This window comes from Bradyrhizobium betae, assembly GCF_008932115.1.
In the GTDB taxonomy this organism is placed as follows: Bacteria; Pseudomonadota; Alphaproteobacteria; order Rhizobiales; family Xanthobacteraceae; genus Bradyrhizobium; species Bradyrhizobium betae.
The window spans coordinates 4,302,689-4,321,453 of record NZ_CP044543.1 but is presented as its reverse complement, the minus strand read 5'-3'; the positions used below and the strand labels follow the sequence as shown (position 1 = coordinate 4,321,453).

Sequence of the window (18,765 nt, the reverse complement as noted above, 5' to 3'; positions counted from 1 at the left end):
CTTGGCTCCTTCAATATCTCTAGTAGCCGCTGGTGTTCGCCGCGCCCGCGCCGCCAAAGCGGCTGGCGGAGAACGCACCGACCAGTTCGGGCTCGAGCGCGCCCTGCGCAACCATGCGCGCGATCTCGAAGGCGTGGTTGGAGGCGAGCGTGACGCCGGAATGGCAACAGGCGACGAAAGCGCCGGGATGCGTCTCCGACTGGTCGTAGATCGGAAAACCGTCCTGCGGCATGACACGAATGCCGGCCCAGCTCCTGACCACGTTGAGCCGCGACAAATGCGGGAACATCCGCTGGGCGCGATCGGTCATCACCGCGCTGATCGAATGCTTCAGCGTGCGGTCGTCGAGCTCGTCCTCCTTGCTGTCGCCGATCATCACCGTGCCCTCGTCGGTCTGGCGGATCGTGGTGAGGGGATGCGGCAGGAACGGCATGGTGCGCTCGGTCACCACGATCTGGCCGCGGGTCGGGCCCATCGGCGCGTAAAGGCCCACCATCGGCGCGAGCGTCTGGTTGGCATTGCCGGCGGCCAGCACGATCTTGGCGGCGCGCAGCTCGCCCTTCGGCGTGGCCAGGCTGAATTCGCCGCCGCTCTTGCTGATCGCCGAGACCGGACGCTCCGGAAAATAGTCGATGCCGAATGCCCTGAAGCCGGTGTGGAAGGCGCGGAACGTGCGCAACGAATTGACATGGCCGTCGAGCGGACAGTAGCTGCCGCCCGAGACTTCCGGTCCGATCAGTGGCAGGGACTTCTTCACCTCGGACGCGGACAGCATCTCCATCTTGTAGTCGGCCGCACCGGTCTGGTTGTGCATGCGCTTGACCAGCTCGGTGCGCTGGCCGAATTCGTCCTCGCCGAGCGTCAGATGAAAGCCGCCATTCTGCTGAAGGGCGACATCGAGCCCGGTCTGCTGCTTCAGCTCCGACGCGAGCCGGCCCCAGGCTTCCGACGCCCGCACGGTCCAGACCGTATAGGCTGGCATGCCGAGGCCCTTGCTCTGAACCCAGACCAGCGCGAAATTCGCGCGCGAGGCACGCTTGGTGATGTCGCCTTCGTCGAGCACGGCGACGCGCTTGCCGAGCCGTCCAAGGCCCCAGGCAATGGCGGAGCCGAGCAGTCCGCCGCCGACGACGGCGACGTCGTAATCCGTTCGCATAGATTCTCCTATCGTCCCGTATCGCCCTTGCCGGCGAGCACGCGGTCGAGCCCGTAGAAGCGGTCGAGCAGAATGAGGGCGGTCATGGTAACAGCGATCACGCAGGCCGAGACCGACGTCACCAGCGGATCGATGTTGTCCTGGATATAAAGGAACATGCGCACCGGCAACGTCTCGGTACCGGGTGCCGCAAGGAAGACGGTCATGGTGAGATCGTCGAAGGACTGGATGAAGGCGAGCGCCCAGCCGCTGATGACGCCGGGCAGGATCAGCGGCAGCGTCACGCGGCGAAACAGCGTCCAGCCGCCGGCGCCGAGCGAAACAGCCGCCATCTCGACGGTGCGGTCCATGCCCGTCGCGGCCGCCAGCGTCAGCCGCAGCGCGAACGGGAACACGATGATGACATGCGCGATGATCAGGGCGGCAAAACTGCCGCCGAGGCCGGCCGAGGTGAAGAAGCGCAGGAAGGCGATGCCGAGCACGACGTGCGGGATCATCAGCGGCGACAGGAATAGCGCGGCGAGCGCATCCCGGCCGCGGAAGCGATAGCGCGCGATCGCGAGTGCCGCCGGCACAGCGAACAACAGCGCCACGAAGGACGACAGAGCGCCGAGCCCAAGGCTGACCCAGAAGGCGTGGATGAACTCAGGGTAATTGCCGATCGCCCTGAACCAGCGCAGCGAGAAGCCGTTGGTCGGCAGCGAGAGAAAACCCTCGGGCGTGAAGGCGACGAGGCAGACCACCAGGATCGGCGCCACCATCACGATGACGAAGACCGTGTGGAAGATCAGCGCGAGCGGGCCGTTTTGTCTCATCGGAACACCTCGGCATAGCGGCGTTCGATCAGCGCGTTGCTGCCGACGACGATCAGGACCAGCGCCACCAGCAAGAGCGTGGCGACGGCGGCACCGAGCGGCCAGTTCAGCGTGTTGAGGAATTCGTCGTAGGCGAGCGTCGCCGCGACCTTGAGCCGGCGGCCGCCGATGATCGCGGGCGTCGCGAACGCGCTGGCCGAGAGCGAGAACACGATGATCGCGCCCGACAGCACGCCCGGCATGATCTGCGGCATGATGATGCGGCGGATCGTAGTGATCGGGCCGGCGCCGAGCGACATCGCCGCATTCTCGATCTGCGGATCGAGCCGCTGCAGCGCCGCCCACACCGACAGCACCATGAACGGCATCATCACATGCGCGAGCGCGATGACCATGCCGGTCTCGGTGAACATGAAGGGAATCGGCGAACTGATCACGCCTGCCGACATCAGCAGCTTGTTGACGAGACCGTTGTTGCCGCCGAACAGCAGCGCCCAGCCGAGCGTGCGCGCCACCACGGAGATCAGCAGCGGCCCGAGAATGACCAGCAGGAAGATACTTTTCCAGCGGCCGTCCATGCGGTTGAGAATGTAGGCCTCGGGTGCGCCGAGCAGCGCGGTGAGCAGCGTGGTCAGGATCGCGATCCGAAACGTCCGCCAGAACATCTCGGCGTAATAGGGATCGGTCGCGATCTCGTGCCAGTTCTTGAGGATGAAGACCGGCTCGATGCCCTTGTACTGGCCCCAGTCGTGGAACGACAGCATCACGGTCATCGCCAGCGGAATCATCAGCACGCCGACGAACAGCATCAGGGCCGGCGCTGTCAGCGCCCAGGGCGCGCGTGCGTTGCGCTCGTCGGCGGGCGTGCTCATGCGGAAGCTCCCCCGCGCACGCTCATGTCCTCCGGACGCCAGGCAAGACGAACGGCCTCGCCTTCGGCCGGCTGCTTCTCGCCGTCATTCTGCCGGATCACGATCGCCGGGCCGCATTCGCTGTCGCACTGGAACAGCCAGTGATTGCCCTGGAAGATGCGTGTGACGATCCTGGCGCTGAGACCGGTATCGCCAAAGCCGATCCGCTCGGGTCGGATGCTGACGGTGACGGGGCCGCTGAGACCAGCCGGCGCCGGCGCGCTCCAGGAGCCCGCCGTTACTCGCGCTTGCACGGCAGTCCGATCGATCGTCGCGGCAAAATCGTTGGTCTTGCCCAGGAACTGCGAGACGAAGGCCGAGGCCGGTCGCTCATAGGTCTCCTGCGGCGAGCCGATCTGCTCGATCTTGCCCTGGCTCATCACCACGATGCGGTCGGACAGCGACATCGCCTCGTTCTGGTCGTGGGTGACGAGGATGGTGGTCGTGCCGATGGTGCGCTGGATCTGGCGCAGCTCGATCTGCATCTCCTCGCGCAGCTTGGCGTCGAGGTTGGACAGCGGCTCGTCGAGCAGCAACACGCTCGGCTTGATCACCAGCGCACGCGCCAGCGCCACGCGCTGCTGCTGGCCGCCAGACATGCGGCGGGGATGGCGGTCCTCGTAGCCGGCGAGCCCGACCATCGCCAGCGCGGCGCGGACGCGCTCGGCCCGCTCACTGCGCGGCACCTTGCGCATCTCCAGACCAAAGGCGACGTTCTCCGCCGCAGTCATGTGCGGAAACAGCGCGTAGCTCTGGAACACGATGCCGAGCCCGCGCTTGGCCGGATGGATCGCGGCGAGATCCTTGCCCTCCAGGCGGATCGCGCCGCGCGTGGGATCGAGGAAGCCCGCGATCATCTGCAGGGTCGTGGTCTTGCCGCAGCCGGACGGGCCGAGAAAGGAGATGAACTCCCCCTTCCCCACCGACAGACTGAAGTCGTCGACCACGGTCTGCGCGCCGAACTCCTTGGCGACCCGATCGAGCTCGAGATAGGCCATCACGCTGTCTCCGCTACGAACGATCAGATCAACGCTCGACCTCGCGGTTCCAGCGCTTGGTCCATTCCTCGCGCTTGTCGTTGATGACGGTCCAGTCCGGATTATAGAGCTTTGACGCGCGCTCGCCGATCGGCGCCATCTTGCCGAGCTCGGGCGGCACTACCAGCGATTTCAGCACCGGGCCATAACCGTAGTCCTTGAGCAGCACGAGCTGGATCTTCGGCTCAAGCAGCATCTTGATGAAGCTCGCGGCAAGCGGCGAGGCGTTCGGCTTGGTGATCGGACAGGCCGTCGTCAGCAGCGTCGCCGCGCCCTCCTTCGGATAGACGAAGTCGACGGGGAAACCGGTATTGGCGAAGCTCTGCACGCGGCCGGTGCCCCACACCGCGATCACGGCCTGACCGGACTGGAACAGCTCGGTCATCTTGCCCGGCGACGGCTCATAGGCCAGCACGTTCGGATTGATCTGCTCCTTGAAGATCTTGAAGCCGGAATCGACGTTGGTCTCGCCGCCGCCGTTCATCTTCGACAGCATCACCAGCGCTTCGAGGCCATAGGTGTTGTTGATCGGCGGAATGACGAGCTGCTTGGCGTATTTCGTGTCCTTCAGGTCGTTCCACGAGGTCGGCGGCGCCCAGCCTTTCTCGGCGAACACCTTGGTGTTGTACATCAGGCCGGTGGCGACGATGCCGATCGCGACGGCACGATCATCCTTGAAACGGGCGGTGTCGTAGAGATCAGCCGGCAAGCCGTCGAGCTTGCCGCAGAAGCCGAGCTGGATCGCCTGATACATCGGACCGTCGTCGACGATGGCGACGTCGATCTGCTGGTTGCCCTTCTGCGCCTGGAGTTTTGCCAGCGTATCGGTGGAGTTGCCGGCAACATATTCGACCTTGACGCCGTTCTCCTTCTCGAAGGTCGGGATCACCTCGTCCCGGATGGTCTTCTCGAACGAGCCGCCATAGCCGGCGACATAGAGCGTTTTCTGCTGAGCCGAGGCGACCGAGGGGGCGGCAAGAAGCGCTGCGATGCTGACCGCGGTCAGAAGGCGAAAAGTCTTCATGTGGTCCGATCTCCAATACCGGAATGGGGTGACGTGCCGACGTGTCTCGCTGGCCGAAGCGCCTTCCGCATTTCCTTCCGCGCCAATTCCCCTCCGATCAGGGCTCCGGCCCCTGCTCAGCGGGTTCTTGCGCGATCCGGAGGTTTGAACCCCTCCAATCTGCCGAAAAAGCGGGCTGTCTCCAGTCCTGATGAAAAAGATCGCAACCTATACTTCCATCGTCCAATGAATAATGGCAAGCTCTGTATGCTGAAATGTTATGGATGGAATTTGGATGGCCCGGATCAATTCGCGGCAGGTGGAGGCCTTCCGCGCAACCATGCTGACTGGCAGCGTCACCGAGGCGGCCGCGCTGATGACCGTAACGCAGCCGGCGGTCAGCCGGTTGCTGCGCGACCTCCAGGCGCTGTTGAAGATGGAGCTGTTCGAGCGGCGCGGCACCGGCCTCGTGCCGACCGCAGCAGCCATGGCGCTCTATACTGAAGTGGAGCGCTCCTTCGTCGGCCTCGAACGCATCACCGCGGCAGCCGAAGAGATTCGCGGCCGCCGCACCGGCTCGCTCCGAATCGCCGCCCTTCCGGCGCTGTCGAACGGCTATTTGCCGCGGCTCACCGGACACTTTTTGAAAGAGCGGCCCAACCTCAACCTTGCTTTCTTCGGCGTGATCTCCCCGATCGTGGTCGACTGGGTGCTGAACAATCAGTGCGACGTCGGCTTTGCCGAGGTGCCGATCGCGCATTCCGGCCTGCCAAGCCAGAGGCTGCCGGCACCCGCGCGCGTCGCGGTGCTGCCGACAGGTCATCGCCTCACGGAAAAGGAAGTTCTGGAGCCGCGCGATTTCGAGGGCGAGACCTTCATTTCGCTGTCGGCGGGATCGTCGAGCCGGCACCTCGTCGACCAGATCTTCCATCGTCACGATGTCCGCCGCGTGCTGCGGGTCGAGACCGCGCTGTCGGAGATCATGTGCGGCATGGTGTCATCGGGGCTGGGCGTCGCGATCTGCGATCCCTTCACCGCGCAGGAATTTTCCACCCGCGGCGTCGCCGTGCGCCGATTCCTGCCGCGCATCGACTTCGAATTCTCCGCGGTCTTTCCGGCGCAGCGCAGCCCCTCGCCGGTGGCGCTCGATCTGGTCGAGACCATGCGCAAGGCGCTCGTCGAATTCGACGAGCCTGCCCTCAGCCGTTGAACGCGGTCTGCGCCTCCGGCAGGTCCCAGATCTTGCCGATCGCCGCGGTGCCGGCTGCGGTGATCGCCGCTTCGTCGGCGCCGAGATAGCGCCCGGCATCGATCAGCATGCGGCCATCGACCATGACCTGATCGATATTAGCGCGGTTGGCGAGCGCGATCAGTGCGCGCCGCGGATCGAACAGCGGCTGCAGATGCGGATGGGTGAGATCGACGACAGTGAGGTCAGCCGTCGCACCGGGCGCGATCCGGCCGAGGTCCGGCCGCTTGATGACATCGGCGGCAACCGCCGTGTTTGCCTCGATCAGCTCCGGCGAGTTGGCGACGTCGGCGCGCTGCGACGTAATCTTGGAGATCAGCGATGCCGCATTGAGCTCGCCGAGCAGGTCCATGTTGTAACCGTCGGTGCCGACCACGGTACGGACGCCGTGCTCGGCGAAGCGGCTGAACGCCGCGGTGACGCCGGCACGCGCGAACACGCGCGGGCAATTCAGAACGGTCATCCCGCACGCGGCCATCAGCTTGAGGTCGTCGTCGCTGCTGAACATGCAGTGCGCCGCCATCAGATCCGGGGCAAGCAGGCCGAGCCAGTCTAGATATTGCGCCGGCGTTCGGCCACCATAGCGCTTGCCGATGGTCTCGACCTCGGCGCGGCTCTGCGCCATGTGCGTGGTGATGGGCACGCCAAGTTCGCGCGCGCGTGTAGCGCAGGCCTTCAGCAGATCGGGGCCGCAGGTGTCGGTAGCATGCGGGCTCATCGTAGTCCGGCCGTTCACGCCGACCACGCACGCGGTCGCCTATATGCTATGGTCGGAAGCCGAACCGCTGTCCCGCCTGGCCAAGGCCTTTCTCAACGAAGTTCGCAAGGAAAGCTCTCTGCTGGAACGCACAGCGCCGCACCAGCAACATGGGGCAGGAATCGACTGAGCTTGCGCCGGCGCGCGCAGCCTTTGACCGGGGAGGGGCACATGGCACGCATCACCATCATCGAGACCGGGCAGGTCCCGCCAAAATACCGCGAGCAGCACGGCTCGTTTCCGGACATGTTCGAACGCATGGTCCGCGCCGAGGACCCGACGGCCACGGTCGAAATCGTCAGCATCCCGAATGGCGATGCACTGCCCGATCCGGGCAAGCTCGAGGCCGTGCTGATCACGGGCGCTGCCGCCGGCGTCTATGACGGGCTCGACTGGATCGCGCCGCTGGAAGATTTCGTGCGCTCCGCCTATGCGAACAAGACACCGATGGTCGGGGTCTGCTTCGGCCATCAATTGATCGCACAGGCGCTCGGCGGCACGGTGCGCAAGTCGGAGAAGGGCTGGGGCATCGGCCGGCACGTCTATCAGGTGCTGCCCGAGAACGGCGTCGTCGAGGGTGAAGCTGTCGCGATCGCCGCCTCGCATCAGGACCAGGTGATCGAGCCGCCGAGCGACGCGCTCACGATCCTCTCGTCCGACTTCACGCCGCATGCCGGGCTGCTCTACGCCAACGGCACGACGCTGTCGGTCCAGCCGCATCCCGAATTCGACGTGGAGTTCGCGCAAGTGTGCTGCGAGCTGCGCGACGGCAAGGTGCCGGAGGCGGTGGTTGCGACGGCAAGGGAGTCACTGGTGGAGCCGCTGGACAGCGCCAAGCTGGGTGGGGCGATCACGCGGTTTCTGGCGAAGCGCACGGCTCCATAGTCCGCAGCGCTCGCCACGCGGACTCTTCCCTTCTCCCCTAGTGGGAGAAGGTGGCGCGAAGCGCCGGATGAGGGGTATTCGTCCGCGTATTCAAACGAGAGTTAGACTCGCGGAGAGAGACCCCTCACCCGTCTCGCCGCTATGCGGCGGTGCTTCACCCTCTCCCACAAGGGGAGAGGGTGAAGCACCGCCGCTCGAGATGTCAGAACGGATCCGTCCCCAGCCCCGCCACATCCGCGGGCCGCGGCCCGGGCGCTTCCCAGTGAAACCGCCGATCTTTCTCCGCAATCGCGATGTCGTTGATCGATGCCTCGCGCCGCCGCATCAGGCCGTGCTCGTCGAACTCCCACTGCTCGTTGCCATAGGAGCGATACCACTGGCCGCCGGCGTCGTGCCATTCGTATTGGAAGCGCACCGCGATGCGGTTGCCGTCGAACCCCCAGAGGTCCTTGATCAGGCGATACTCCCGCTCCTTTTCCCATTTTCGGGTGAGGAACGTCACGATGGCCTCGCGGCCCTGAAAAACCTCGGAGCGATTTCGCCAGCGGCTATCCTCGGTATAGGCGAGCGACACGCGCACCGGGTCGCGCGAATTCCAGGCGTCCTCGGCCATACGGGCCTTCTGCGCGGCAGTCTCTCGGGTGAAGGGCGGAAGCGGCGGACGCGACATGATGGCCTCATCGATTGGGTCGGGGGCGGCAAATCTATCGCCGCATCCGCCGGAGTCGAGAGGCCATCACCTGTCGGCCGATCACTTATCGGGCGATCAGGAAATCAAATCGGCCTTCATCAGCGTACGGATCGATTTCGGGATCGGCTGAGCGCGGCCGCCGCTGATGAAGGCGACGCGCACCTCGGCTTTCACCAGCACATCTTCCCCGCGCCGCACCTCCTGCGCCAGCATGATCGAGGCGCCCTTCACCGCGACCGGCCAGGTCACGACATCGAGCACGTCGTCCATCCGCGCGGGCTTGAGGAAATCCAGGTGCATCGAGCGGACCACGAAGGCGAAGCCGGCATCCTCGGTCGCGGGCTGCTCGAACAGCGCCTGCTGCTCGGCGCCCATCAGCCGCAGATGATTGGTCCGGCCGCGCTCCATGAAGCGCAGATAATTGGCGTGATAGACGATGCCGGAAAAATCCGTGTCCTCGTAGTAGACGCGGACCTGCATGTGATGGCGGCCGTCGCGGATCTCGCCGTCGAGATGGGCTGTCACGTCGCGAGCCTCTTTGCTTTTTGCAACCGGCCCGTTTTGCGCAAAAACGGCTGATCGCGCAAGCGCGGTTACGCCACAACCGGTCCTCGCCCCAGCGTCACCTCGACGATCTCGGGCGGCACGCCGACGCGGACGGGCATGATGCTGCAACCGAGGCCACCGGAGACGATGACGTCGCATTTCAGCCGGAAATGACCATAAGCGAGCCGGAGGCCGTGCTGCGGCGGAACGGCGGGCGACCAGCCAAGCAAGCGGATCTGGCCGCCATGAGTGTGGCCGGACAGTTGCAGCGCGACGCGCGCGGGCACGCGCGGCGCGATGTTGGGCTCGTGCGCGAGCAGGATGATCGGCGCGTCGTCGGTGACCTTGGCGAGCGTCGCGGCGAGGTCGTCGGCGCCGAAGCGCACCATATTCCGGAACCGCCGCGCCGGCAGAAAGGCGAGTTGATCGCCAAGACCGGCGAGCCAGAACGGGCGGCCGTCCTTAGTGAGACGCACGGCGTCGTTCTCGTAGACGGGAATGCCGGCCGCCTCCAACGCGCGATGCGCGATGGTCGGCCCGTAGCCGGCCTGCTGCACGGTCCTGTCGTCCCAGTAATCGTGATTGCCCATGACGGCATGAACGCCGAGCGGCGCCTTGAGGCCAGCCAGCACCCTTGCCCATTCGCGCGGCGGAATGATGCGCGTGACCTGGTGAAGAGCGGTGACATAGTCGCCGAGCAGCACGATGAGGTCGGCCTTCAGCGCGTTGGTACGGTCGACGATGGCCGCGATCCGCTCCAGCGACATCCAGGGATCGCAGGCATGGATGTCGGCGATGACGGCGATCTTCAGCGGAAAATCCGACGGCCATTGCCGCGGGGCCGGATGATAGCGGGTGACGCGAAGCCGCAGCACAGGCTCGACACCGACGGCATAAGCCGTGGTCGAGACGCCGAGGGCGGACAGAGCGCCGATGGAACGGATGAGATGCCGACGCGTGATCATGGAAGCCCGCTGGTGATGCGCCTCCGTGATGCGGCTTGATTGGAGCGGAATTGGGGTGCGCTCGTGCAGATCGTCTGCACGAGATGACGGGACGTTTATGACGACCTGTCTCAGTCGCCGTCGCTCTCGTCCGTGCCGAACAGGCCAAACTGCGCCGCAGCGTCGCGCGACGGCTCGGCGATGCCGAGATGGCGGAAAGCATGCGTGGTGAGCAGGCGGCCGCGCGGCGTGCGCTGCAGATAGCCGCACTGGATCAGATAAGGCTCGATGATGTCCTCGATCGCATCGCGCGGCTCGGACAAGGCGGCCGCCATCGTCTCGACGCCGACCGGGCCGCCGCCATAATTCATCGCGATGGTCGTGAGGTAGCGGCGGTCCATGGCATCCAGACCCGCGGCGTCGACCTCGAGCGCGCTGAGCGCATGGTCGGCGATCTTGCGGTCGATCTTGTCGGCATCGGCTGCCGAGGCGAAATCGCGCACGCGGCGGAGCAGACGGCCGGCGATGCGCGGAGTGCCGCGGGCGCGGCGCGCGATCTCGTTGGCGCCATCGCTACTCATGCCGACATTGAGCACGCGCGCGCCGCGGGTCACGATGCTTTCGAGTTCCTCGATGGTGTAGAAGTTGAGCCGGACCGGAATGCCGAAACGATCGCGCAAGGGATTGGTGAGCAGGCCGGCGCGCGTGGTGGCGCCGACGAGGGTGAATTTCGACAGCTCGATCTTCACCGAGCGCGCGGCCGGGCCCTCGCCGATGATGAGGTCGAGCTGAAAATCCTCCATCGCGGGATACAGCACCTCCTCCACCGCCGGGCTGAGGCGATGGATCTCGTCGATGAAGAGCACGTCGCGTTCTTCGAGATTGGTGAGCAATGCCGCGAGATCGCCGGCCTTGGCAATCACCGGGCCCGACGTGGCGCGAAAACCGACGCCAAGCTCCTTCGCCACGATCTGCGCCAGCGTGGTCTTGCCGAGACCCGGAGGGCCGACGAACAGCACGTGATCCAGCGCCTCGCCGCGCTTGCGCGCCGCCTCGATGAAGATGGAGAGGTTCTTGCGCGCCTGCTGCTGGCCGACGAAGTCGGACAGCGACTGCGGGCGAAGCGCGGTGTCGCCGACGTCATCGGAGCGGCGCTCGGGCGAGACCATGCGGGGTGGCGTGTTCACTCGTTGCCTCTGCGGTACTTGTTCGGCAGCAGTTCGCCGATCGTGACCACCTTCGGCGCCCGGCCATCGTCAGGCACGATCACCTTCGCCTTGGCATCGTAATCATGGATCAGTTCGCGGCAGGTGCCGCAGGGCGAGACGACGGCGATGTTGCCGGGCTCGCCGGGCTTCGGATGACGCACGGCCACGATGCTCTCGATGCCGTGGTCACCGGTCTCGGTAATCGCGCGCCCGATCGCAATCGCTTCGGCGCAGATCGCGTTGCGGCCGATATAGGCATCGATATTGACGCCGGTCACGATCCGGCCGTCACGGGTGCGCATGGCCGCCCCCACCTCCTGCCAGTCGTTGCGATAGCGCTGGCTGATCGCGTTGGTCGCGGCCGCAATCAGTTCCTCATCCTTTTTGGTCAGCATGGGCGAAATATGGTCCCTGATCGGTCTGCGACGAACATAGCCTATTTCGCCAGTTCCTTCAGGCCAAGCCGAATGAGCTGCGCGGTCTCGGCATTCTCGCCGGCGCTACGCGAGGCCGAGGCGATCGCGGCGGCCGCCTGCGGCTGGCCGTAGCCGAGATTGACCAGCGCGGAGATGGCGTCCGCGACGGGCCGCGGCGCGCGCTGGTCGTCGACGGCGCCGGCCAGATGCACGGCGGCTGGATCGACACTGGCGAAGGCCGGCGCCTTGTCCTTCAACTCGGTGACGATGCGCTCGGCGACCTTGGGCCCGACGCCGGGCGTGCGCGCCACCGCGGCCTTGTCGCGCAGCGCGATCGCGTTGGCGAGATCGGAAGGCGCCAGCGTGCTGAGCACGGCCAGCGCGACCTTGGCACCGACGCCCTGCACGGTCTGAAGCAGGCGAAACCACTCGCGCTCCTGGTCGGTGCGGAAGCCGAACAGTTTGATCTGATCCTCCCGAACATACGTCTCGATCGAGAGCACGGCCGCCTCGCCGGGCGACGGCAGATGCTGCAACGTGCGGGCCGAGCAATGCACTTGATAGCCGACGCCGCCGACATCGAGGATGACATAGTCCTCGCCGTAGGAGTCGATCAGGCCCTTCAGCTTGCCGATCATAGCCCCGCCACCTTCAGCCGCAGCGCCGTGCTCTGGCGGTGATGGGCGTGGGTGATGGCGATGGCGAGCGCATCGGCGGCATCCGCGGACGGCGGCTCGGCCTTGGGCAGCAAGATCTTCAGCATCATCGCGATCTGGTGCTTGTCGGCGTGACCGGCGCCGACCACCGTCTTCTTGACCTGGTTCGGCGCGTATTCGGCGACGCTGATGCCGAACATCGCAGGCGCCAGCATGGCGACGCCGCGGGCCTGGCCGAGCTTCAGCGTCGCAACGCCGTCCTTGTTCACGAAGGTCTGCTCGACCGCGGCCTCCATCGGCCTGTGGCCGGACAGCACGGCTGCAAGCCCTTCGTGGATCGCGAGCAGGCGGCTCGCCAGCGGCAGATCGTCCGGCGGTTCCACCGACCCGCAGGCGACATAGATCAGGCGATTGCCGTCAGCCTCGATCACGCCCCAGCCGGTGCGGCGCAGGCCGGGGTCGATGCCGATGATGCGAACGGGGCCACGAATCGGGAGCGCAGTCATGCGCCAGTGATAGCGGCTGGCTGCCGTTGGGGGAAACAGAAACAGAACGAAAGTAACAGGGGAAGTGAGGCCCCTACCCGCCCATCTTCGCCATCAGCGCGTCCGACACCTCGAAATTGGCGTAGACCTGCTGGACGTCGTCGTGCTCGTTGAGCAGATCCATCAGCTTGAGCAGCTTCTCGCCGGTCTCGTCGTCGACCGCGACCGTGTTCTGCGGCTTCCAGATCAGCGCGGCCTTGCGTGGCTCGCCGAACTTGGCTTCCAGCGCCTTGGCGACGTCGCGATAGCCTTCGGTCGAGGCGTAGATCTCGTGGCCGCCTTCGCTTGAGATCACATCGTCGGCGCCTGCCTCGATCGCGGCATCGAGCACGGCGTCGTCGGAGGCGACGCTGCGGTCGTATTCGATGATGCCGGTGCGGTCGAACATGAAGGAGACCGAGCCGGTTTCGCCGAGATTGCCGCCCGACTTGGTGAAGAAGGAGCGGATGTCGGAGGCGGCGCGATTGCGGTTGTCGGTCAGCGCCTCGACGATGACGGCAACGCCGCCAGGGCCGTAACCCTCGTAGCGGATCTCGTCGTAGTTCTCGCCGTCGTTACCGAGCGCCTTCTTGACGGCACGCTCGATATTGTCCTTCGGCATGTTCTCCTGGCGCGCCGCAGTGATGGCCGCACGCAGGCGCGGGTTCATGTTGGGGTCGGGCGTCCCCAGCTTGGCCGCGACGGTGATTTCCCGCGCCAGCTTGCCGAACAGCTTCGACTTCTGCGCATCCTGCCGCCCCTTGCGGTGCATGATGTTCTTGAATTGGGAATGTCCGGCCATACGGGTCTCGTTAAGGAATTGTCAGCCACGGTGAGTGTGGGAAGCGCGGCCTTATAGGCCGCCATCCCATCGGAATGAAAGAGGCTCTACGACTTTAAGGTAACACCGTAGCGTTCCGTGCCCAATAGTCAGGCACCGTTAACTATGACTTCATTCCGGTCTGCGAAAATAGCGTCCACCCGTCCCCCGACAAGAGTGACCTGATGGCGTTCGCATTATTTCGGAAGCGTCTGCCGGACGTGCCTGCGCCTGCCGCAGTCCCGCAGGTTGCTCAGTCGCCGGTCGATTCCGCGCCCGCCCCGGCTGCCGGGGACGATTCCGCCCGGGAAATCCTGGAATTGCTGGAACTCGAGCTCGGCGCCATGATCCGCCAGCTCGAGCGCGCCGCCAATTCGGTGGCCGGCGGCGCCGAGGCGACCGCGAACACGCTTGCCGCCATTCGCGACCGCACCGACGCCCTCACCGGGCGCACCAATGCCGCGCAATCGACCGCCTCCACCTTCGCATCTGCCGCCGACAAATTCACCCATTCCGCCCAAGGCATCGGCGCGCAGGTGCGCGAGGCCGGCAAGCTCGCCGACGCGGCCAGCGCCGCGGCGCAGGAAGCCCGCGCCAATGTCGACCGCCTGCGCGAATCCTCCGCCGCCATCGGCAACGTCGTCGCCCTGATCGCGCAGATCGCCCGGCAAACGACGCTGCTCGCGCTCAACTCGACCATCGAGGCCGCGCGCGCGGGTGCCGCCGGCAGGGGCTTTGCGGTGGTCGCCACCGAGGTGAAGGCGCTCGCGGTGCAGACCCAGGGCGCGACGGAAGAGATCACCCGGAAAATCGACGCGCTGCAGCGCGACGCCACCGGCTCCGCGGATGCGGTGCACCGCATCTCGCAGGCGATCGAGGCGATCCGGCCGGTGTTCGAGACCGTCAACGGCGCGGTGGCCGAGCAGAACGCCACCACCAGCGAAGTCTCCGGAAATGCCGCCAGCGCGTCGGAGTTCATCATCTCGGTCGGCGAGAGCGCAGCCGAGATCGATGCCGCGACCAAGGCGGCCGAAACGCATGGCGAGAACGTCGCCAGCGCCGGCAGGGCCGTCACCACTTTCGCGCAGAAACTGAAATCGCGCTGCGCGGTGCTGCTCCGCCAGAGCGAGCACGACGACCGCCGCAAGACCGAGCGGCTGCCCTGCCATCTCAAGTTCGAAACCGCGCGCGGCGTGATGCCGGTCTATGAGATTGCAATGGACGGCGTGCTGATCGGCGGAACCGATGCGAGCCGGCTTGCGCCTCAGACAATCATCGAGGGGAGCCTCGAAGACGTCGGCGTCTGCCGCCTGCGCGTGACCGAGCAATCCAAGGCCGGCGCGCGCGCGCATTTCGTCAGCCCCGATGCCGCGCTAGCTGAGAAGATCGAAGACCGGCTCTGGTCGATCCACGAGGAGAACACCGAGTTCGTCACCCGCGCCATGGAAGCGGGCACCGCACTGACCCGGATTTGCGAGCAGGCCGTTGCACGCGGCGAGGTCAAGATCGACGATCTGTTCGACACCGATTATGCGGAGATCGCCGGCACCAATCCGCAGCAATACCGCACCCGATATCTGGACTGGGCCGACCGCGCGCTGCCGCCGTTCCAGGAAGCTTTCCTCGCCAAGGACCCGCGCATGGCGTTCTGCGCCATGGTCGACCGCAACGGCTTCCTGCCGGTACACAACAAGATCTATTCGCTTCCGCAGCGGCCGGGCGACGCCGCCTGGAACACCGCCAACTGTCGCAATCGCCGCATCTTCAACGATCCGGCGGGGCTCGCTGCCGCGCAGAATCTGCGCTCGTACCTGGTCCAAAGCTATGCGCGCGACATGGGGAACGGGAATACGGTGATGATGCGCGAGATCGACGTTCCGATCCGCGTCCAGGGACGGCACTGGGGCGGTTTCAGGACGGCCTACAAACTGTAGTGCACGCTCAGGCAAGACGCCGGACGCGAATCAGATTCTGGAATAGAGTTGGAATGGGAATGCCGCAGAGAGCCGGCGAACGGCTCCGACTGGAGGAAGCCCGTAAATGTCCCTCGCCCAGCTTGCCGTCATGGACACTGGATCGAACCGGACGCTCGCAGAGCGGCTGATCGACCAGCTCGCCGACCGCATCGGCGGCCTCGGCGTGGAACTCGCTGACATCGCCGGCAACGTCCAGGAAGTCGCAAGCCGCGTCGCCAACCAGTCGGAGCGGTTCCACCATCTTCAGAAGACGGCCGAGACCATGGTCGCGGCCAACCACGACATCGCCAATGCGTCGCAAGCGGTGCAATCGACCACATCGGCCGCGGTCGGCGAGATCGCGCAGTCGCGCGGCGCCGTCGATGCCGCGGTCAGCCACATCTCCGAACTCGTCGCGGCCGTGGAGCGGATCGAGGCGCGCCTCGGCGCCGTCGGCTCGGCGCTGGCGCAGGTCGCGAAAGTGTCCGGCTCGATCGAGGCGATCGCCAAGCAGACCAATCTGCTCGCCCTGAATGCCACCATCGAAGCCGCGCGCGCCGGCAGTGCCGGCCGCGGCTTCGCGGTGGTCGCGAGCGAAGTGAAGAATCTCGCGGAGGCCACCCGCCAGGCCACGCTCCAGATCTCCGACACCGTGCGCGATCTCGACGGCCAGATCGAAGGCCTGATCGGCGAGAGCAGCGACGCTTCGCAGCGCGCCAAGACCGCCGGCGAAGGGGCCCAACAGATCTCCGGCATCATCTCGCGGGTCCAGCAGGGCTTTGCCTCCGTGGAAGCGGAGATCGACAGCGTCACGCGCGCGGCGACTTCCAATCTCGGCCATTGCGACACCGTCATCGGCGAGCTCAACGAGCTCGCCAGGGGTGTCGAGCTGTCCTCGCACGATCTCAGGAGCGCCGACCAGCGGGTGACGAAACTGCTCGACACGTCCGAGAGCCTGATCGCATTGATCGCCGACAGCGGCGTGGAGACGTCGGATGCTCCCCTGATCCGAATCGTCGTCGACACCGCCAGGCGCATCTCGGCGGAGTTCGAGGCCGCGATCGATCGCGGCGAGATCACGCTCGATCAGCTCATGGACGAGAACTATCGCGAGATCGCGGGCACCGATCCCAAGCAATATCTCAGCAACTATGTCGCGTTCACCGACCGCGTGCTGCCGTCAATCCAGGACCCGATCCAGAAGTCGGATCCGCGCATCGTGTTCTGCGTCGCCTGGGCGAGGAGCGGCTATCTGCCGACCCACAATCCGAACTACCGCCTGCCACAGGGCAAGGACCCGGTCTGGAACAACGCCAATTGCCGCAACCGCCGCCTGTTCACCGATCGCGCGGTGAAGAAGGTCGCGGCCAACACCAAGCCTTTCCTGCTGCAGACCTATCGCCGCGACATGGGCGGCGGACAGTTCGTGCTGATGAAGGACCTGTCTTCGCCGATCATGGTCCGCGGCAAGCACTGGGGCGCGTTCCGGATGGGGTTCCGGCAGAGCTGACAGCAGCGGCGACGGCCCTCACATCAAAAATTCAAAAACAACCCCATGCACAGTAGGCGGTGCGCGGGGAATCAATGGCTTGGGCCTCATCGCACGCAAGGCGCCTGATGAACCCTTGACCCGTCGGGCAAAACAGCGATAGAATGCCAATATTCCGAAATCACACTTGCCGGAGAGGGACCGCTCACCGCGCGAGTCCTGCGTCTGCCCCGGAGCACATCAGCGACGGGTCCTGGCCCGAGCCCTTCTCGCGTTGCTCGTCGATCTTTGCAGCACCATTCAAGACAAATGATTTACGAGCCCGATCCCGTGCCTGCTGGGCGTCGAAGCCGCCAGCACTGGTGCGGCGGCCGCTATTGCCATAACAATGGCCGCCGCACATTCGGGGCGCGAGCCCGAACACAATCAGCTGGTTTTCGATGTCCCTTCCACCCACCCAAATCGGCGCGCCGCTTTCCGAGATCGATACACCGGCGCTGATCATCGACCTCGACGCCTTCGAGCGCAATCTCGACACGATGGCGGCAGCGGTCGGCAAGCTCGGCGTTCGGTTGCGTCCGCATGCAAAGACCCATAAGTCGCCGATCATCGCGGCCAAGCAGATCGCGCGCGGCGCGGTTGGCATGTGTTGCCAGAAGGTTGCCGAGGCCGAAAGCCTGGTGGCGGGCGGGGTGAGTGACGTCCTCGTCAGCAATGAGGTTGTTGGCCCGCGGAAGCTGGAACGGCTCGCATCCCTCGCGCGCCACGCGCGCATCAGCGTTTGCGTCGACGATTCGATCGTCCTTGAGCAACTGGCGCTCGCCGCGGAACGGGCCGGCGCGCAAATCGAAGTCCTGGTCGAGGTCGACGTCGGCGCGGATCGCTGCGGCGTCAGGCCGGGGCCAGCCGCAGCCGGCCTGGCGCGGCAGGTGGCGGGTTCACGCTTCTTGTCGTTCGGCGGGTTACAGGCCTACCACGGCTCCGCCCAGCACTTGCGCACGCCGGAGGAGCGGCGCACCGCCATCACCGGTGCCGCGAACGCGACCATGGAGACACTTCGCGTCCTCAAGGAAGCGGGCTTTCAATGCCGGACGATTGGAGGTGCGGGAACCGGGACGTTCGAACTCGAAGGCGCGAGCGGCGTCTGGAACGAATTGCAGGCCGGCTCCTATATTTTCATGGACGCCGACTACGCGAAAAACGTCGCCGATGGGACGCGCAATGCCAACCCGTTCGAGCATGCGCTGTTCGTGATCGCGACCGTGATGAGCACCGGCTCCGGCGAACGCGCGGTCATCGATGCAGGCCACAAGGCCCTGTCGAACGACAGCGGATTTCCGGTCGTGCTGGGCCGTCCCGACCTGCGCTATCATCGGCCCTCTGACGAGCACGGCCTGCTCGACTTCGACAGCGCTTCGTCACGACTGGCGATTGGCGACAAGGTGACGCTCATCCCGGGTCATTGCGACCCGACCGTCAATCTCTACGACTGGTATGTCGGCGTGCGCGGCTTCAATACGCCGGATGCCCGCGTGGAGGCGCTTTGGCCGATCGCGGCGCGGGGCGCGGTCACCTGACATACTCACGGCGCAGTGCCGTAGGGTGGGCAAAGCAACTTGTCCGCCGTAGCTCGAAGAGCGAAGGCGGAAGTGTGCCCACGTCTTTGCCTACTTGATGCAAAGACGTGGGCACGGCGCAAGTGC

General features: G+C 65.6%; 19 protein-coding genes and 2 pseudogenes. 6 read left to right on the top strand and 15 right to left on the bottom strand.

Translation table 11 applies throughout. From position 1 onward, the window contains the following. Positions 1-19 precede the first annotated feature (19 nt). Genes F8237_RS20540 through F8237_RS20520 form a run of 5 tightly spaced genes read right to left on the bottom strand, consistent with a single transcriptional unit; the run spans position 20 to position 4,943 of the window. A complete protein-coding gene (locus tag F8237_RS20540; RefSeq protein ID WP_151647391.1) occupies positions 20-1,156 on the bottom strand; it encodes an NAD(P)/FAD-dependent oxidoreductase in 1,137 nt (378 codons plus the stop codon). An 8-nt stretch (positions 1,157-1,164) separates the two neighbouring features. Then, on the bottom strand, positions 1,165-1,971 hold the full coding sequence (locus tag F8237_RS20535) for an ABC transporter permease (RefSeq protein ID WP_151647389.1): 807 nt from the start codon (positions 1,969-1,971) through the stop codon (positions 1,165-1,167). After that, positions 1,968-2,843: an ABC transporter permease gene (locus tag F8237_RS20530; protein WP_151647387.1), complete on the bottom strand. Its 876-nt coding sequence runs from the start codon at positions 2,841-2,843 to the stop codon at positions 1,968-1,970. Before F8237_RS20530 ends, F8237_RS20535 begins: the two co-directional genes overlap by 4 nt. After that, the gene (locus tag F8237_RS20525; RefSeq protein ID WP_151647385.1) at positions 2,840-3,880 is read right to left on the bottom strand and encodes an ABC transporter ATP-binding protein; all 1,041 of its coding nucleotides are present in this window, start codon (positions 3,878-3,880) and stop codon (positions 2,840-2,842) included. Before F8237_RS20525 ends, F8237_RS20530 begins: the two co-directional genes overlap by 4 nt. Positions 3,881-3,908: 28 nt before the next feature. Continuing rightward, complete coding sequence (locus tag F8237_RS20520; protein ID WP_151647383.1) at positions 3,909-4,943, bottom strand: ABC transporter substrate-binding protein; 1,035 nt, start codon at positions 4,941-4,943, stop codon at positions 3,909-3,911. A 274-nt stretch (positions 4,944-5,217) separates the two neighbouring features. Between F8237_RS20520 and F8237_RS20515 the strand changes: the two genes are divergently transcribed. After that, positions 5,218-6,132 (top strand): LysR substrate-binding domain-containing protein, encoded by a 915-nt coding sequence (locus tag F8237_RS20515; RefSeq protein WP_151647381.1) that lies wholly within the window; start codon positions 5,218-5,220, stop codon positions 6,130-6,132. On the opposite strand, the pseudogene F8237_RS20510 reads toward F8237_RS20515, so the two are convergent. Next, a pseudogene (locus F8237_RS20510) lies at positions 6,122-6,889 on the bottom strand (amidohydrolase family protein); the annotation flags it as partial. The gene F8237_RS20515 and the pseudogene F8237_RS20510 sit on opposite strands and share 11 nt — an antisense overlap. Position 6,890: 1 nt before the next feature. Between F8237_RS20510 and F8237_RS36930 the strand changes: the two are divergent. Further along, positions 6,891-7,058, top strand: a pseudogene (locus tag F8237_RS36930) (LysR family transcriptional regulator); the annotation flags it as partial. Positions 7,059-7,099: 41 nt separating this feature from the next. Then, positions 7,100-7,813: a type 1 glutamine amidotransferase gene (locus F8237_RS20500; protein WP_151647379.1), complete on the top strand. Its 714-nt coding sequence runs from the start codon at positions 7,100-7,102 to the stop codon at positions 7,811-7,813. Positions 7,814-8,015: 202 nt separating this feature from the next. On the opposite strand, the gene F8237_RS20495 is transcribed toward F8237_RS20500, so the two are convergent. From F8237_RS20495 to F8237_RS20460, 8 genes are all read right to left on the bottom strand, one after another. After that, the gene (locus F8237_RS20495) at positions 8,016-8,483 is read right to left on the bottom strand and encodes a nuclear transport factor 2 family protein (protein ID WP_151647377.1); all 468 of its coding nucleotides are present in this window, start codon (positions 8,481-8,483) and stop codon (positions 8,016-8,018) included. A gap of 96 nt (positions 8,484-8,579) precedes the next feature. Next, the gene (gene ybgC, locus F8237_RS20490) at positions 8,580-8,984 is read right to left on the bottom strand and encodes a tol-pal system-associated acyl-CoA thioesterase (RefSeq protein ID WP_244550181.1); all 405 of its coding nucleotides are present in this window, start codon (positions 8,982-8,984) and stop codon (positions 8,580-8,582) included. 113 nt (positions 8,985-9,097) lie between these two features. Continuing rightward, the gene (locus F8237_RS20485) at positions 9,098-10,015 is read right to left on the bottom strand and encodes a metallophosphoesterase (protein WP_151647375.1); all 918 of its coding nucleotides are present in this window, start codon (positions 10,013-10,015) and stop codon (positions 9,098-9,100) included. Positions 10,016-10,125: 110 nt separating this feature from the next. Beyond that, positions 10,126-11,181 (bottom strand): Holliday junction branch migration DNA helicase RuvB, encoded by a 1,056-nt coding sequence (gene ruvB / locus F8237_RS20480; protein ID WP_162006146.1) that lies wholly within the window; start codon positions 11,179-11,181, stop codon positions 10,126-10,128. Continuing rightward, a complete protein-coding gene (locus F8237_RS20475; RefSeq protein WP_014439735.1) occupies positions 11,178-11,597 on the bottom strand; it encodes a cytidine deaminase in 420 nt (139 codons plus the stop codon). Before F8237_RS20475 ends, ruvB begins: the two co-directional genes overlap by 4 nt. A 41-nt stretch (positions 11,598-11,638) precedes the next feature. Then, positions 11,639-12,256 (bottom strand): Holliday junction branch migration protein RuvA, encoded by a 618-nt coding sequence (ruvA, locus tag F8237_RS20470; RefSeq protein WP_151647373.1) that lies wholly within the window; start codon positions 12,254-12,256, stop codon positions 11,639-11,641. Beyond that, on the bottom strand, positions 12,253-12,780 hold the full coding sequence (ruvC, locus tag F8237_RS20465) for a crossover junction endodeoxyribonuclease RuvC (protein WP_151647371.1): 528 nt from the start codon (positions 12,778-12,780) through the stop codon (positions 12,253-12,255). Before ruvC ends, ruvA begins: the two co-directional genes overlap by 4 nt. A 73-nt stretch (positions 12,781-12,853) precedes the next feature. Beyond that, positions 12,854-13,600, bottom strand: a complete 747-nt coding sequence (locus F8237_RS20460; RefSeq protein WP_151647369.1) for a YebC/PmpR family DNA-binding transcriptional regulator — start codon at positions 13,598-13,600, stop codon at positions 12,854-12,856. 203 nt (positions 13,601-13,803) lie between these two features. On the opposite strand from F8237_RS20460, the gene F8237_RS20455 reads away from it, so the two are divergent. Together F8237_RS20455 and F8237_RS20450 are read left to right on the top strand one after the other, a co-directional pair. Next, complete coding sequence (locus F8237_RS20455; RefSeq protein WP_151647367.1) at positions 13,804-15,552, top strand: methyl-accepting chemotaxis protein; 1,749 nt, start codon at positions 13,804-13,806, stop codon at positions 15,550-15,552. A gap of 106 nt (positions 15,553-15,658) precedes the next feature. Further along, entirely contained in the window at positions 15,659-17,083 is a 1,425-nt protein-coding gene (locus F8237_RS20450; protein ID WP_151647365.1) for a methyl-accepting chemotaxis protein, read from the top strand. 184 nt (positions 17,084-17,267) lie between these two features. On the opposite strand, the gene F8237_RS36400 is transcribed toward F8237_RS20450, so the two are convergent. Beyond that, positions 17,268-17,567: a hypothetical protein gene (locus F8237_RS36400; RefSeq protein ID WP_167527448.1), complete on the bottom strand. Its 300-nt coding sequence runs from the start codon at positions 17,565-17,567 to the stop codon at positions 17,268-17,270. Here F8237_RS36400 and F8237_RS20445 point away from each other — a divergent pair. Continuing rightward, complete coding sequence (locus F8237_RS20445) at positions 17,503-18,639, top strand: DSD1 family PLP-dependent enzyme (RefSeq protein ID WP_151647363.1); 1,137 nt, start codon at positions 17,503-17,505, stop codon at positions 18,637-18,639. The genes F8237_RS36400 and F8237_RS20445 overlap by 65 nt on opposite strands. Positions 18,640-18,765: the final 126 nt, after the last annotated feature.

Bases quoted from the DNA above. Each gene is read 5' to 3' on its own strand.
- F8237_RS20450 (WP_151647365.1), top strand. From the start codon at position 15,659: ATGTCCCTCGCCCAGCTTGCCGTCATGGACACTGGATCGAACCGGACG.
- F8237_RS20535 (WP_151647389.1), bottom strand. From the start codon at position 1,971: ATGAGACAAAACGGCCCGCTCGCGCTGATCTTCCACACGGTCTTCGTC.
- ruvC (WP_151647371.1), bottom strand. From the start codon at position 12,780: ATGACTGCGCTCCCGATTCGTGGCCCCGTTCGCATCATCGGCATCGAC.
- F8237_RS20485 (WP_151647375.1), bottom strand. From the start codon at position 10,015: ATGATCACGCGTCGGCATCTCATCCGTTCCATCGGCGCTCTGTCCGCC.
- ybgC (WP_244550181.1), bottom strand. From the start codon at position 8,984: ATGCAGGTCCGCGTCTACTACGAGGACACGGATTTTTCCGGCATCGTC.
- F8237_RS20530 (WP_151647387.1), bottom strand. From the start codon at position 2,843: ATGAGCACGCCCGCCGACGAGCGCAACGCACGCGCGCCCTGGGCGCTG.
- F8237_RS20460 (WP_151647369.1), bottom strand. From the start codon at position 13,600: ATGGCCGGACATTCCCAATTCAAGAACATCATGCACCGCAAGGGGCGG.
- F8237_RS20515 (WP_151647381.1), top strand. From the start codon at position 5,218: ATGGCCCGGATCAATTCGCGGCAGGTGGAGGCCTTCCGCGCAACCATG.
- F8237_RS20525 (WP_151647385.1), bottom strand. From the start codon at position 3,880: ATGGCCTATCTCGAGCTCGATCGGGTCGCCAAGGAGTTCGGCGCGCAG.
- F8237_RS20445 (WP_151647363.1), top strand. From the start codon at position 17,503: ATGTCCCTTCCACCCACCCAAATCGGCGCGCCGCTTTCCGAGATCGAT.
- F8237_RS20475 (WP_014439735.1), bottom strand. From the start codon at position 11,597: ATGCTGACCAAAAAGGATGAGGAACTGATTGCGGCCGCGACCAACGCG.
- F8237_RS36400 (WP_167527448.1), bottom strand. From the start codon at position 17,567: ATGATCAGCGCCGGTGTATCGATCTCGGAAAGCGGCGCGCCGATTTGG.
- F8237_RS20520 (WP_151647383.1), bottom strand. From the start codon at position 4,943: ATGAAGACTTTTCGCCTTCTGACCGCGGTCAGCATCGCAGCGCTTCTT.
- F8237_RS20495 (WP_151647377.1), bottom strand. From the start codon at position 8,483: ATGTCGCGTCCGCCGCTTCCGCCCTTCACCCGAGAGACTGCCGCGCAG.
- F8237_RS20500 (WP_151647379.1), top strand. From the start codon at position 7,100: ATGGCACGCATCACCATCATCGAGACCGGGCAGGTCCCGCCAAAATAC.
- F8237_RS20455 (WP_151647367.1), top strand. From the start codon at position 13,804: ATGGCGTTCGCATTATTTCGGAAGCGTCTGCCGGACGTGCCTGCGCCT.
- F8237_RS20540 (WP_151647391.1), bottom strand. From the start codon at position 1,156: ATGCGAACGGATTACGACGTCGCCGTCGTCGGCGGCGGACTGCTCGGC.
- ruvA (WP_151647373.1), bottom strand. From the start codon at position 12,256: ATGATCGGCAAGCTGAAGGGCCTGATCGACTCCTACGGCGAGGACTAT.